Raw genomic sequence first — 13,021 nt, 5'->3', positions numbered from 1 at the left:
TATCCTCATCGAGTTTAAAAGCCGTTCAAGCTTCGCTTGGACGGCTTTTAAACTTGTTGGGGCTAGCGTCGAGAGCCTCTTTCTCTTTCCCGTGCGTTGCCACCATTTTCTTTTTGAACGCTCGCGTTCAAAAAGAAAGGGTTGAGGCGCAAAGAAAAAGAACACACGCTTAGTTAATTAGGCCGAAAAAAAGGGGCCGGATGAAGGGGAAAGCCAAAGGCTTTCACTCATCCGGCCCCTTTTATTTCGGGCGAAAGTGGGATTCCCAAGGGCCTCGTCCTTGGGCGGGGTCAAGGGGCGGCGCCCCTTGCAGAGCACGAGACGGAGTCTCGTAAAAACCCACCCCACCAAATCCTCGCAGGGTTTGGGGCAGCGCCCCAATACAACAAGCCCCCCCCCCCCGCCCGCCACACTATAAAAATTCAGGCGCGAGAGGGAGCTTGTGAGAGATGCCGATGCCGCGGTCGGAGATTGATGCGACATAAGGCCAGATCTCGACGCCTTTTGATTTGGCGAGATAAAAGAGCTTGGCGAATTCCGGGTCGACATAGTCAGCGGGGGCGAAACACTGGGCGTCAGTGCGTTGAATGAAGTAAAAAGAGGCAACGCGAATGCCTTGATCTGCGAGAGTGATTAATTCCCGAAGATGCTTTTGCCCGCGGAGGGTGACGGCATCGGGGAAGGCGGCGATGGAGTCCTCGACGAGGGTGACGTTCTTTGCTTCGACATACATCTGGCTATTGGGGCCAGTGAGCAGGGCGTCGAGTCTGGAGTCACCGATTTTTGCTTCGGGCCGAAAATGAGTGAATCCCTGAAATTCTGTGAGTGCTTGGGCCTCAAAAGCGGCTTTGAGGATGCGGTTCGGCGTTAAGGTGTTGACGCCGACGCGGGTCCCGTTGATGGTAATGGTCTCAAGGGTGAACTTGAGTTTGCGCTTTGGGTTTGCGGCGGGGGACAGATAGACGGGGCTGCCGGGCCGAGTCAGTCCGAGCATGGAGCCAGAGTTGTTGGTGTGCGCCCAGACCTCTTTGCCGTTGACGCGAGTCTCGACACTAAAGCGCTTTACACGGCGAACGAATGTGCCGTGAATACACTCTTCGGGGTAGGGGAGGAGAATTTTGGAGCTTTGCATAGAAAATTTGTGCAAAATGAATGGGCAATGCGTCAAGCTGGTTGAGGCGAGGGGCGCTTTCCATTCGGAAGCTTTTCCTCTACAACCGATGGGAATCGTGTGGCAGAGTTCATTTTATGCTGTTGCTGTGAAAAGGTGAGTTATGCGAATTTCTACTAAAATTTCTCAGGTAAAGCCTTCTGCGACACTCGCGGTAAGTGCGAAGGCAATGGAACTGCGTGCTCAGGGTCGGGATATAATCAGCCTTTCCGTGGGCGAGCCTGATTTTGATACCCCTCAACACATTCGAGACGCGGCAAAACAGGCGCTTGATGACGGTTTTACCCGCTATACTCAAGTGCCGGGAATCCCGGAGCTGCGCGACGCTGTCGCCCAGTACTTTAACTCTCATTACGGTACGAATGCGAAAGCAGACTGTACGATAGTGACGAACGGCGGCAAGCAGGCTCTGTATAACCTGCTGCTCTGTCTGCTGAATCCGGGTGAAGAAGTGCTGATCCCGGGACCATACTGGGTGAGTTACCCGGCAATGGTCGAGCTGGCAGACGGTGTTCCGGTGACGGTGTCTGCTCCGGCAAGCAAAGGCTTCAAGATTGATGTCGAGCAGCTGGAAGCAGCTCGTACAGAAAAGACCCGGGTGCTGATTCTGAATTCGCCGTCAAACCCGACGGGAGCGCAGTATACCGAGGCGGAGCTGTTTGCGATTGCGGAGTGGGCAGTGGCCCATGATGTCTTTATTATTTCTGACGAAATTTATGACCAGCTCGTGTACGGTTCGGCTGGTTCGGTGAGCCTGAGTTCCTTCTGGGAGAAACACCCGGAGCACGTGGCTGTTGTGAATGGCTTGTCCAAAAGCTTTGCCATGACAGGCTGGCGCATTGGCTACGCATTGGCGCACCCTGACCTCATCAAGGCGATGTCGCGTGTGCAGAGCCAGAGTACTTCAAATATTTGCTCTATTGCCCAGCGAGCAGCCCTCGCAGCCCTGACAGGCCCGACTGATATGCTCGAAGATATGCGTCAGGCCTTTGTTCGTCGCCGCGACAAGGCAATGGCTATTGTTTCTGGCTGGAAGGGCGTTGTGTGCCCCAAACCAGAAGGCGCATTCTACTTGTTCCCGGACGTGAGCGCACTCTACGGCGAACGCTTTGCGGATTCCGCAAGCCTGTGTACCCTGTTGCTCGAAGAGGCAGGCGTCGCAACTGTTCCGGGCGTTGCCTTTGGTGACGACAACTGTATTCGTTTTTCATATGCCCTTGCCGACGAAACCGTCGAAAAGGCACTCAAAAAGATTGAAGCTGTCCTGTATAAATAGGGCAGAGTATTTATGACAGGAGGAGACTTGTGATAGCTCAGCGCGCCAGTGCTTCCGGCGCAACACCATTTCGTTTTGCCAAATTCCTTTCGTGGGGATCGCTGTCGCTGATTTTGGCAATGAGTCTCTTCCTGTCTGTTGTTATGGCGAATTATGCTCGCCAGACCCTTCTGACAAAGCAGCAGGAATTTGCCCTGCTCCTCGCCCAGAATATTAACCATCAGGTTTTCCAGCGCTTTACCGTTCCGATTCTTTTGCGTTTTCGGCACATAGAACTGCAAAATCCAGAGCAGGCCCAGCACCTTGAGCGAGTGCTCAAGGAAACAATCCACGGCCAGCATATTTTTGATTTGCGCATCTATGACGATGAAGACGTTGTTTCGTTTTCCCTGCAAAAAGATATTGTTGGGCGCAAAGACCTGTCGAGTGCTGCCGTGAGTCAGGCTTTTAGCCAGCTCAAGCACAGTTTTCAGGTCGTGAGTAATGTCTCGCCGTGGCGCGCCATGTTTACTTTTGAAATGGAGCCGAAAAGCGTCATCCTCCGCACCGTGTATCCGCTACGCACAGAGCGTTCCCTCTTCCCTGGGGGACCATCGGGGCAGATCATGGGTGTCCTTGAATTTACTCAGGATATTACCGAAGATTACAGTACGGTTATTAGCTTCCAGTGGATAATCATCGTGACGTCGTTCTTCTCGTCGCTTGTGATTTTCCTCGTGCTTCTCGTGATGATTCACAAGGCTGATGGCATTAATGCCCAGCGCCTCAAGGAGCGGGAAAAGCTCGAACGCGAGCTGCATCAGGCAGAGAAGCTCGCGAGTATGGGCCGCGTTGTTGCTGGCATTGCTCACGAAATTCGCAACCCTCTTGGCATTATTCAGTCCAGTGCAGAGTATCTGCTCACGAAGGCCAAGAAGGAGAAGCCCAGCGCGTCGACCCGGATGCTTGAGGTCATGAATGACGAGATTCGGCGACTTGGGCAGACTGTAAACGACTTTCTCGACTACGCTCGCCCAAAGAAACCTCGCATGGAAAAAATCGACCTTGCTGCTATTCTTGATCAGGCTGTCGCCTTTTTGGAGCACGAGTGTCGGGAGCGAAATATTTCTCTTGTTCGCAATTATTCCGAGAATCTTCTGGTTCGAGGGGACAAGGACCTTCTCTATCGTGCCGTGTACAATGTCATTGGCAATGCGTTGCAGGCCATGGAGCGCGATGGCACAATCACACTCTCGGCTTCGACCCTGCGAAAAGGCGTGAATTTGAGCATCGATGACACTGGTCCCGGATTTTCTACCGAAGTCCTGCACCGAGCAAAAGAACCGTTTTATACCACCAAGGACCATGGCACAGGGCTTGGCCTCGCTATTGTGGAAAATATTCTTTCCAGCCATCAGGCCGAGCTTGAGCTTTCCAATACCGGACAGGGTGGTGCCCGGGTAAGCATTCTTTTCCCGTCTGAATAGAAAAGGAAACAGAGACTCATGGCACACAATATTCTCGTACTCGACGACGAGCGGAATTATCTTGTTGTTCTCGAAGCACTGCTCGAAGAAGCAGGCTATTCTGTTACGGCTCTCTCTGATCCGGAACTCGCCCTGACCTACCTTGAGGAATCAGAGGTTGATGTCCTTGTTACCGACATGAAAATGCCCAAGCTCTCCGGTCGTGAGGTTTTGGAGCGGGTACACAAGGATTATCCTCACATTCCTGTGCTCATTATGACCGCTTTCGGCAGCATCGAATCCGCTGTCGAGGCAATGCGCCTTGGTGCCTTTGACTACATTTCCAAGCCTTTTTCTAACGAAGAGCTGATGCTCTCCATTGCCAAGGCTACCCAGCTTGCGGACATGCATCGCAGCAACCGACTCCTTCGGGAAAATCTTCAGGATCGCTACGGGTTGCACAACATCATTGGCAACTCCAAGGCCATGATGCACGTCCTTACAATGGTCGACAAAGCCGCTCCCTCTCGCAGCACGGTTCTCGTCGAAGGTGAATCCGGTACAGGTAAGGAACTCATCGCCCGCGCAATTCATTTTTCCTCCTCTCGCAAGGATCAGCCCTTTGTCTCCGTGAACTGCATGGCACTTTCTCCCGGCGTTCTCGAAAGTGAACTTTTTGGTCACGAGAAAGGCTCTTTTACGGGTGCCGTTGCCAGTCGTCGCGGGCGCTTTGAACTTGCTGACGGTGGTACGCTTTTTCTCGACGAGATTGGTGAGCTGACTCCAGAGCTTCAGGTGAAGCTCCTTCGCGTTCTCCAGGAGCGGAAGTTTGAGCGTGTTGGCGGGACGCAGGAAATTGAAGTCGATATTCGCATTGTCGCCGCGACAAATGTTGACCTCGCCGAGGCCGTCAAGGAAGGCTCCTTCCGCGAAGATCTGTATTATCGTCTCAATGTTGTTCGTATTGACGTGCCGCCCTTACGCGAGCGGCGCGAGGACATCCCTCTTTTAGCTGCGCATTTTTTGCAAAAATACTGCGAAGAAAACAACAGTTCAGTGTTGGCCTTTACCCCCGATGCCTTGAATTATCTCACTGGTTACGAGTGGCCCGGAAATGTTCGCCAGCTTCAGAACGTCATTGAGCGTTGTGTTGTCCTTTCTTCCGGTGAGAACATTGACGTTGACGATCTTCCCGCCGAAGTCTGTGACGAAGAATCGCAGTTTAAGAGCGCTGTCGATTTGCTCCCCGCTGAGCTGAATCTCTCTGACACCTTGGCCAAGATCGAAGCCGCCCTTGTTCGTCGTGCTCTCGCTCGCAACGATTTTGTCAAAGTTAAAGCCGCAGAGTCACTCGGTATCTCCAAGTCGCTCTTTCAGTACAAACTCAAGAAGTACAAAGTCTCTGGCCACAAGTAAGTGTGGTGGGAAGAAGATTGGGGGCCAGCCCCCAAACCCCCGCGTAAGGGAATGATTCCCTTACGTATCCTCATCGAGTTTGAATTCCATCCACGCTTCGCGTGAATGAAATTCAAACTTGGGTGAGAAAACGAAAAGAACGTCGTTCTCTTTCTCGTGTGTTGCCACCATTTTCTTTTTGAACGCGAGCGTTCAGAAAGAAAAGAAGTGCGGTCAGGAAAAGGCAGAAGAACACGCGTTAGGGAAACGCCCACTAGGCCAAAATTAAAGGGCCGGATGTAAGGGAAAGCCAACGGCTTTCACACATCCGGCCCTTTAATTTTGGGCGAAATCGGGATTCCCAAGGGCCTCGTCCTTGGGCGGGGTCAAGGGGCAGCGCCCCTTGCAGGGTTTGGGACAGCGTCCCAATACAAAACAAGCCCCGCCCACCCTGGCGCCCCTTGCAGAGCACGAGACGGAGTCTCGTATACCCACCCGCTCTAAAAATTTTAGTTAAGTCCAAGTTGATCGCGGAGCTGGAGATACTCGTGGGACCAGTCGCTAACGTGGTGGAGGATGGGGACGAGTTTCTGTCCGATGGGGGTGAGGGAGTATTCAACGACGGGCGGCACCTGCGGATAGACCTCTCTGTGGACGATGCTGTACTTTTCGAGGTTTCGCAGCTGTTGCGTAAGCATTTTTTTTGTAACGTCGGGCATAAGTCGACGAAGCTGTCCGAAGCGGTGCGGGCCATCGGCGAGGTGGGCGAGGATGAGGGGAATCCATTTCCCTGAGAGAATTTCGAAGCCGACTTCGAGTTCGTAGGTGTAGTTGGTACAGCTGACCTTGTGGGTTCTTTCTTCGGGCATTTGGGGGTCCTTGTTGGAAACGCGTGTTGTGTTCGCGCAGTTTTCAAACGTCAAAATCCCGGGCTTTTGTTGGGAAAAGCGAGGGCAGTAGTGTTGTGTTTTCTTGGGGAACAAAAAAGTTTCGAAAACTGGTTACCATTCAGAAACCAGTGAAGTGAGGTTGCCTGCGCGCAGTGTTCCAAGGGCGAGCAGGCCCGAGAGCTATACAATAATACTATGTTAAAAACAAAGTGAGGCACATTTTATGAAAAAATAGGTGGTGAGTGAAGAGGGGAGTGGGGAACTATTTGTATACCACGATACAATAAGGTGCCCTCTTTACAGGCAAACAAAAATTTATACTATCCGACTCGTTGGTTCCAAAGAGGTATGGGACTGGCAGTAGTGTTTGCTTTGTGTTTGGTTTTATTGGTGGGAGTGGGTGCTTTTTGCATCCACTCCACATTTGAGGAGAAATGCTGTGGCTCAGTTTACTATTCCCCGCGAAGTTTATTTTGGTCAGGGTACCATTGACGAATTGAAAAAACTCGACGGCAAGAAAGCTGTTGTTGTTATTGGTGGCGGTTCCATCAAGGAAAATGGCGGTCTTGAGAAGATTCTTGGCAATCTTAAAGAAGCAGGCCTTGAGACCGTTGTTTTTGAAGGCGTTGAGTCTGATCCCTCCATTGCAACAGTCAAAAAGGGTGTTGAGCTTTTCAACGAGTTCCAGCCTGACTGGATTGTGGGCATTGGTGGCGGTTCTCCCATTGACTCCGCCAAGGCAATGTGGATCTTCTATGAACACCCAGAGTTCACTTTCGAAGAAGCATTCAAGCCGTTCAATTTGCCGAACCTTCGGAAAAAAGCCCATTTTGCCGCAGTGACCACCACCAGTGGAACCGGCACCGAAGTGACGTCTTTCTCCGTTTTGACTGACGAAAAGACTGGCATCAAGTACCCCATTGCCGATTTCAATATCACCCCTGATATCGCTATCGTCGATACTGACCTCGCGCAGTCCATGCCCGCAGAACTGGTCGCACACACCGGTATGGATGCGCTCGCACATTCACTCGAAGCATACGTCTCCACTGTTGCTAACGAGTTGACCGACTGCCTCGCAATGAAGGCTACTGAAATGATTCAGGAGCATCTCCTCGCCTCCTACGCGGGAGATACTTACGCACGCTCCAAAATGCATCTCGCTCAGTGCCTTGCAGGTATGTCCTTCTCCAACGCCATCCTTGGCCTCGTCCACAGTATGGCTCACAAGACTGGTAAAGTGTTCGGCATCCCTCACGGCTGCGCTAACGCAATCTACCTCCCCGCGGTTATCCGCTTTAATGCCGAAGTCGCCGCAGAGAAGTATGCCGACGCTGCCAAACGTCTTGGACTCAAGGGCTCCTCGGTAGCAGAACTCGTCGACTCACTCGTCGAGTTCTGCGAGTCCTTGAATAAGAATCTCCAGATCCCCATGACCCTCAAAGAGTTCGGCGTCACCGAACAGGACTTCCTCGATAACCTCGACCGCATTAGCTCCGAGGCCGTCGCTGACCCCTGCACCGGTACCAACCCCCGTGAAATCACTGTCGACCAGATGAAAGACGTCTTTAAAACGACGTATTACGGAAAATAAGAGCGCCTCTCCATTCTCTTGCTCTAAGAGCACCCATTGCAGTGGGTGCTCTTTCTTTTTGGGCTGTGAAGATTGGGGGCCAGCCCCCAAACCCCCGCGTAAGGGAATGATTCCCTTACGTATCCTCATCGAGTTTAAAAGCCGTTCAAGCTTCGCTTGCACGGCTTTTAAACTTGTTGGGGCTGCCTAAAGCGGCCTCTTTCTCTTTCCCCTGCGTTGCCACCATTTTCTTTCTGAACGCTTGCGTACAGAAAGAAAATAAGTGCGGCAGAAAAAGGCAGAAGAACACGCGCTGAGGAAATTCCCCTAGCTCAAAACTACGGCTGATGGAGAGGAAAGCGAAGCTTTCATCCCATTCAGCCGTAGTTTTTGAGCGAAAGCGGGATTCCCAAGGGCCTCGTCCTTGGGCGGGGTCAAGGGGCGGCGCCCCTTGCAGAGCACGAGACGGAGTCTCGTATATACCCACCCACCCGGCGCCCTTTGTAGCGCATATTGATAATCGGGTGAATAAGCGGTATGGGAATCAGTCTTGTCGTGTAAGGGCTGCGGAGCCGAGAGGCCGCGTAGTGGAGACATCTGCGAGCGGATGTAAGAGAAGGGGAAGGGAACTTTTCTTTTATCTTGTAAGCGACGGATGCTGTGGGCTTGTAAGAGGGTCGACGGCGTTAACCTGTATATATTTCGCGCTGACTGTATGCCAGCGATAAAACTTCATCATTCATGAGGCCCCGCGCTCGATTCGTATGGGGTCGTGGAGGCAAACATGCTCCTGAGTCTGAACTGGTTGCGAGAGTTTGTTCCTTTTGAGGGAACGGACGAAGAGCTGGCCGACAGACTGACCATGCTTGGGCTGGAGGTTGAGGAAGTCAACCATCCTTTTGCTCATCTTGAGAATGTCGTTGTTGGTCATGTTGTGGAGTGCGATAAGCACCCAGAGGCAACAAAGCTTTCCATCTGTAAAGTCGATGTAGGAGAAGCCGAGCCTCTTCCTATCGTGTGCGGTGCGCCGAACGTTGCACAGGGCCAGACGGTTGCTGTGGCGAAGATTGGTGCGGTACTGCCCGGCGATTTTAAGATCAAGAAGGCGAAGCTTCGCGGCCAGCTTTCCATGGGCATGATCTGCGCAGAGGATGAGATTGGTCTGGGCAATAGCCACGCAGGCATCATGGTACTGGACGAGAGCCTGAAAGTGGGAACACCGCTTGCAGAGGCTCTGAACCTTGACGAGACCGTGCTGGACATTGGCATCACCCCGAACCGTGGTGATTGCCTGAGCGTCCTTGGTGCTGCTCGTGAGGTGTCCATGGCGTATGGCCTGCCGCTGACTCTGCCCAAGGCAGAGCTGACAGAGAGCAGTGAAGCTGCTGCTGATGCAGTGAAGCTGGTCATTGAAGACAAAGACCAGTGCCCGCTGTTCCATGCTCGCGTTCTCAAGGGCGTGAAGGTTGGTCCGTCTCCGGCATGGATGCGTTACCGCCTGATTGCAATGGGCGTTCGTCCGATCAACAACCTTGTTGACGCTTCCAACTACGTCATGTTCGAGCTTGGCCAGCCCACTCACGCATACGATCGCAACCTTGTTGAAGGTGACGAGCTGCGCGTGCGTCTGGCAGGCAAGGAACAGAAATTTATGACCCTGGACGATCAGGAGCGGGATATCCTGCCTCGTGATCTGTTCATCTGTGATGCCAAAAAGCCTGTAGGCCTTGCTGGTGTCATGGGCGGCAACAATTCCGAAATCAACGACGAGTCTACCGACGTGATTCTGGAAAGTGCCGTATTTAATCCGCCGACAGTCCGTAAGACTGCCCGACGCCTTGCTCTGCACTCTGACGCATCGTTCCGCTTTGAGCGTGGCGTTGACCAGAACAATGCCGGATACGCTGCGGACCGAGTGGCGAGCCTGATGCAGCAGCTTGCTGGTGGCGAAGTGCTTGCTGGCCGCGTTACCGTGGAACCCACTCCGTGGGAAACCCGTTACCTTCGTTTCCGCCTCGACCGCTGCAATGCGCTTCTTGGCGTGCAGCTCTCTGCTGAGTTCTGCAAGAACACTTTCGAAGGTCTGGGCTGCGTTGTTGACGACAGCAACCCCGCAGACTGGAAAGTTGAGGCTCCAAGCCATCGCCACGACTTTGAGCGTGAAGTTGACCTCTACGAGGAAGCTGCTCGAGTTTACGGCATGGACCGCATTGAAGCTGTGCTGCCTCGCGTTGCAAAGTCTCTGGAATCTGTTGCCCTCAAGGACACAGGTTTTGAATTTGCCAAGCGGCTGAAAGCATGGGCACGCGGCATTGGCCTGCGCGAAGTCATCAACTACAGCTTTGTTGGTGAAGAAGACCTCGACGCCTTTGGTCAGCCCAAGGACGCCCGTGTTCGCATCATGAATCCGCTTTCTGAAGACCAGAGCGTGCTCCGTACGACCCTCGCACCGAGTCTGCTCCAGAACGTGCGCACCAACGTCGGTCACGGTGCTCACCGCCTGCGCGTCTTTGAATGCTCCAAGATTTTCCACGCAGATGCTGACTCTGAGACCACTGCTCGTGAAGCTATGCGTCTTGCCATGCTCGTGTATGGCCGCCGCAACGAAGAGCAGTTCCCTTGGCCTGATGATCAGTCCGCTGATTACTCCGACATCAAGGGACTGGTTGAACAGCTTTTGGAATCTCTCGGCCTGCCCGCCGCTGAGTATCGTCTCAAAGACGAGCATGCGTATTACCTGCCGTGTGTCGAAGTCGTTATGGACGACGAAGTCATCGGTGAGCTTGGTCGTATTAAGCCCGAAATCGCTGACGCATACAATGCCCGCCGCGAAGTCTGGATGGCAGAGATGGACATGGACGCCCTTCAGGGCTGGTTCGAAGGCCTTGTGCCGTCCTTCTCCAATCTTGCCAAGTTCCCGCCCATTCAGCGTGACCTCACTGTGAGCGCTCCGCTGACTCTGTCCGCAGGAACTCTGCTTGATGCCATTCGCTCCGTTGACGAGCCTCTTCTTGAGCAGGTCGTGCTTTTGGATTCGTATGAGCCAGAAGGCGAGAACGTACGCAACCTCACCGTTCGTATGACGTACCGTCACGCTGATCGCACCTTGAAAGACAAGGAAGTCGAGAAGCGTAACTCCAAGATTCTCAAGAAGGTACTGGACGCTCTTCCGGTACACGTCTAAAATATTGTGTACACGCCGGTCCGGACCCCTCCGGTCTGGACCGGTTTTTTGTATCCTTTATCCCGTCACTCTTTGTGAGGAACTCATGAGCAGGACCTATCGCATCGGACAGGTGGCTCGAAAGCTCGACGTCAACACGTCTGTGTTGAGGTATTGGGAGACTGAGTTCCCTCAAATCCATCCCATTCGGACTCGCTCCGGTCAGCGCCTCTACACCGAAGAGCACATTAAAACCCTTCGCATGATTCAGTATCTCGTCTATGACGAGGGCTTGACCATCGAAGGCGCCCGGAAGCGGCTTCGCGAGCGCTCTCAGCTCCAGCCTATCAAAGAAAAAATCGACGCAGAGCAATCCGCTCACGTCCAGACTCGCGCCCTCAAGCTCCAAATTATTGACGAACTTCTCGATATGAAACGCATTCTTGAAGGAAAAAAATAAGAGTTGGGGGCCTGCCCCCAAACCCCCGCGTAAGGGAATGATTCCCTTACGTATCCTCATCGAGTTTAAAAGCCGTACAAGCTTCGCTTGTACGGCTTTTAAACTTGTTGGGGCTAGCGTCGAGAGCCTCTTTCTCTTTCTCGTGCGTTCGCCACAATTTTCTTTTTAAACGCTCGCGTTCAAAAAGAAAATAAGTGCGGTCTGGAAAAGGCAGAAGAACACGCGTTAGGGAAACGCCCACTAGGCCCAAATTAAAGGGCCGGATGTGTGAAAGCCGTTGGCTTTCCCTTACATCCGGCCCTTTAATTTGGGGCGATAGCGGGATTCCCAAGGGCCTCGTCCTTGGGCGGGGTCAAGGGGCAGCGCCCCTTGCAGGGTTTGGGGCAGCGCCCCAATAAAACAACACCCACCCACCTGCCCACTCCTTGCCTCTATTCCTAGTTTTCAAATATGGTATAGCTTGAGCTTTTAGAGGGGAGGGCTTATTCCTACATTTCTTTTTTTTAAAGCTACCGAGAACACACTTTTCAGGATAGGTTTTATGTTCCCTTCCCTAGGTCTTTCTCCGGAGGAGCTAAGCTACGCGTTCCTCATAGTTATTTTTGGAGCCTTTAGTCAGGGAGTTGCTGGTTTTGGCCTTGCGCTTCTCATTGGCCCGTTGCTTGTCATGATGAATCCAGTTTTTTTGCCAGCGCCTGTCGTGATTCTTGTGCTCTTTATTTGTTTGCTGACGGTCTACCGAGAGCGAAGTGCCATTGACCTTGGCTATGTCAAACAAACTGTTGTTGGGTTTGTCATAGGAACCTCTGCGGCCGCGATGCTTCTTTCTCAGCTTCCGCAGCGTGAGACTTCGTTGCTTCTTGGGGGGATGATTCTTTTAGCCGTACTTTTAAGCCTGAGCGGCCTTTCTGTGGTCGCCAATAGCAAGACTCTTTTTTCTGCGGGTATCATTGGCGGCTTCATGGGGACAATTTCTGGCGTCTCACTGCCTCCCGTCGCGATCGCTCTCCAGAATGAATCAGCAGCGCGTTTGCGAGGAACTCTCGCTAGTGTCGGCATTATCTCCATCGCAATGGCCATCATCGCCCTTTGCTCCATCGGGCAGGTTCATGCGCGCGAAATTTTCCTCGCTGCCTTTCTCTTCCCTGCTGTGCTTATCGGCTTTGCCCTCTCTTCCAAAGTCGCGCCGCTCGTTCCCCCAAGAATATCCAAAGCCCTTGTCTTCGCCCTCTCCGTTATCAGCTCTGTTACTATGATTATTCGAAATTTTTAGGTGAGAGTGGGTGGGATGTTGTTTTATTGGGACGCTGTCCCAAACCCTGCAAGGGGCGCCGGGCGGGTGGGGGTACGAGACTCCGTCTCGTGCTCTGCAAGGGGCGCTGCCCCTTGACCCCGCCCAAGGACGAGGCCCTTGGGAATCCCGCTTTCGCCCGAAATAAAAGGGGCCGGATGAGTGAAAGCCTTTGGCTTTCCCCTTCATCCGGCCCCTTTTTTTCGGCCTAATTAACTGGGCGTGTGTTCTTTTTCTTTGCGCCTCAACCCTTTCTTTTTGAACGCTCGCGTTCAAAAAGAAAATGGTGGCGAACTCGCAGAAGAGAAAGAGGCTCTCGACGTTATGCCCAACAAGTTTGAATTTCATTCACGCGAA

The 13,021-nt window shown here is 52.9% G+C and carries 9 protein-coding genes; 7 read left to right on the top strand and 2 right to left on the bottom strand.

The genetic code is table 11. The features are described 5' to 3' along the window. Positions 1–412: 412 nt before the first annotated feature. Positions 413–1,132: a DNA/RNA nuclease SfsA gene (sfsA, locus tag B5D23_RS14615; RefSeq protein WP_078686202.1), complete on the bottom strand. Its 720-nt coding sequence runs from the start codon at positions 1,130–1,132 to the stop codon at positions 413–415. A gap of 142 nt (positions 1,133–1,274) precedes the next feature. Here sfsA and B5D23_RS14610 point away from each other — a divergent pair, with 142 nt between their 5' ends. Genes B5D23_RS14610 through B5D23_RS14600 form a run of 3 tightly spaced genes read left to right on the top strand, consistent with a single transcriptional unit; the run spans position 1,275 to position 5,308 of the window. Continuing rightward, on the top strand, positions 1,275–2,447 hold the full coding sequence (locus tag B5D23_RS14610; protein WP_078686200.1) for a pyridoxal phosphate-dependent aminotransferase: 1,173 nt from the start codon (positions 1,275–1,277) through the stop codon (positions 2,445–2,447). A 29-nt stretch (positions 2,448–2,476) separates the two neighbouring features. After that, on the top strand, positions 2,477–3,913 hold the full coding sequence (locus tag B5D23_RS14605; protein ID WP_233813257.1) for an ATP-binding protein: 1,437 nt from the start codon (positions 2,477–2,479) through the stop codon (positions 3,911–3,913). Positions 3,914–3,931: 18 nt separating this feature from the next. Beyond that, positions 3,932–5,308: a sigma-54-dependent transcriptional regulator gene (locus B5D23_RS14600; protein WP_078686199.1), complete on the top strand. Its 1,377-nt coding sequence runs from the start codon at positions 3,932–3,934 to the stop codon at positions 5,306–5,308. A 488-nt stretch (positions 5,309–5,796) separates the two neighbouring features. Here B5D23_RS14600 and B5D23_RS14595 read toward each other — a convergent pair whose 3' ends face one another. Then, positions 5,797–6,156 (bottom strand): winged helix-turn-helix transcriptional regulator, encoded by a 360-nt coding sequence (locus tag B5D23_RS14595; protein WP_078686198.1) that lies wholly within the window; start codon positions 6,154–6,156, stop codon positions 5,797–5,799. 460 nt (positions 6,157–6,616) lie between these two features. On the opposite strand from B5D23_RS14595, the gene B5D23_RS14590 reads away from it, so the two are divergent. From B5D23_RS14590 to B5D23_RS14570, 4 genes are all read left to right on the top strand, one after another. Then, positions 6,617–7,771, top strand: coding sequence for an iron-containing alcohol dehydrogenase (locus B5D23_RS14590; RefSeq protein ID WP_078686197.1), 1,155 nt, complete (start codon positions 6,617–6,619; stop codon positions 7,769–7,771). Positions 7,772–8,534: 763 nt separating this feature from the next. Further along, the gene (pheT, locus tag B5D23_RS14580) at positions 8,535–10,934 is read left to right on the top strand and encodes a phenylalanine--tRNA ligase subunit beta (RefSeq protein WP_078686195.1); all 2,400 of its coding nucleotides are present in this window, start codon (positions 8,535–8,537) and stop codon (positions 10,932–10,934) included. Between the two features lie 85 nt (positions 10,935–11,019). Further along, a complete protein-coding gene (locus B5D23_RS14575) occupies positions 11,020–11,373 on the top strand; it encodes a MerR family transcriptional regulator (protein WP_078686194.1) in 354 nt (117 codons plus the stop codon). A 541-nt stretch (positions 11,374–11,914) separates the two neighbouring features. Then, positions 11,915–12,646: a sulfite exporter TauE/SafE family protein gene (locus B5D23_RS14570; protein ID WP_078686193.1), complete on the top strand. Its 732-nt coding sequence runs from the start codon at positions 11,915–11,917 to the stop codon at positions 12,644–12,646. Positions 12,647–13,021 lie beyond the last annotated feature (375 nt).

The sequence above is a fragment of the Desulfobaculum bizertense DSM 18034 genome (assembly GCF_900167065.1).
GTDB classification, from domain to species: domain Bacteria; phylum Desulfobacterota; class Desulfovibrionia; order Desulfovibrionales; family Desulfovibrionaceae; genus Desulfobaculum; species Desulfobaculum bizertense.
Note: the sequence above shows the minus strand (reverse complement) of the source record. Positions and strands in the feature narration are given on the sequence as shown.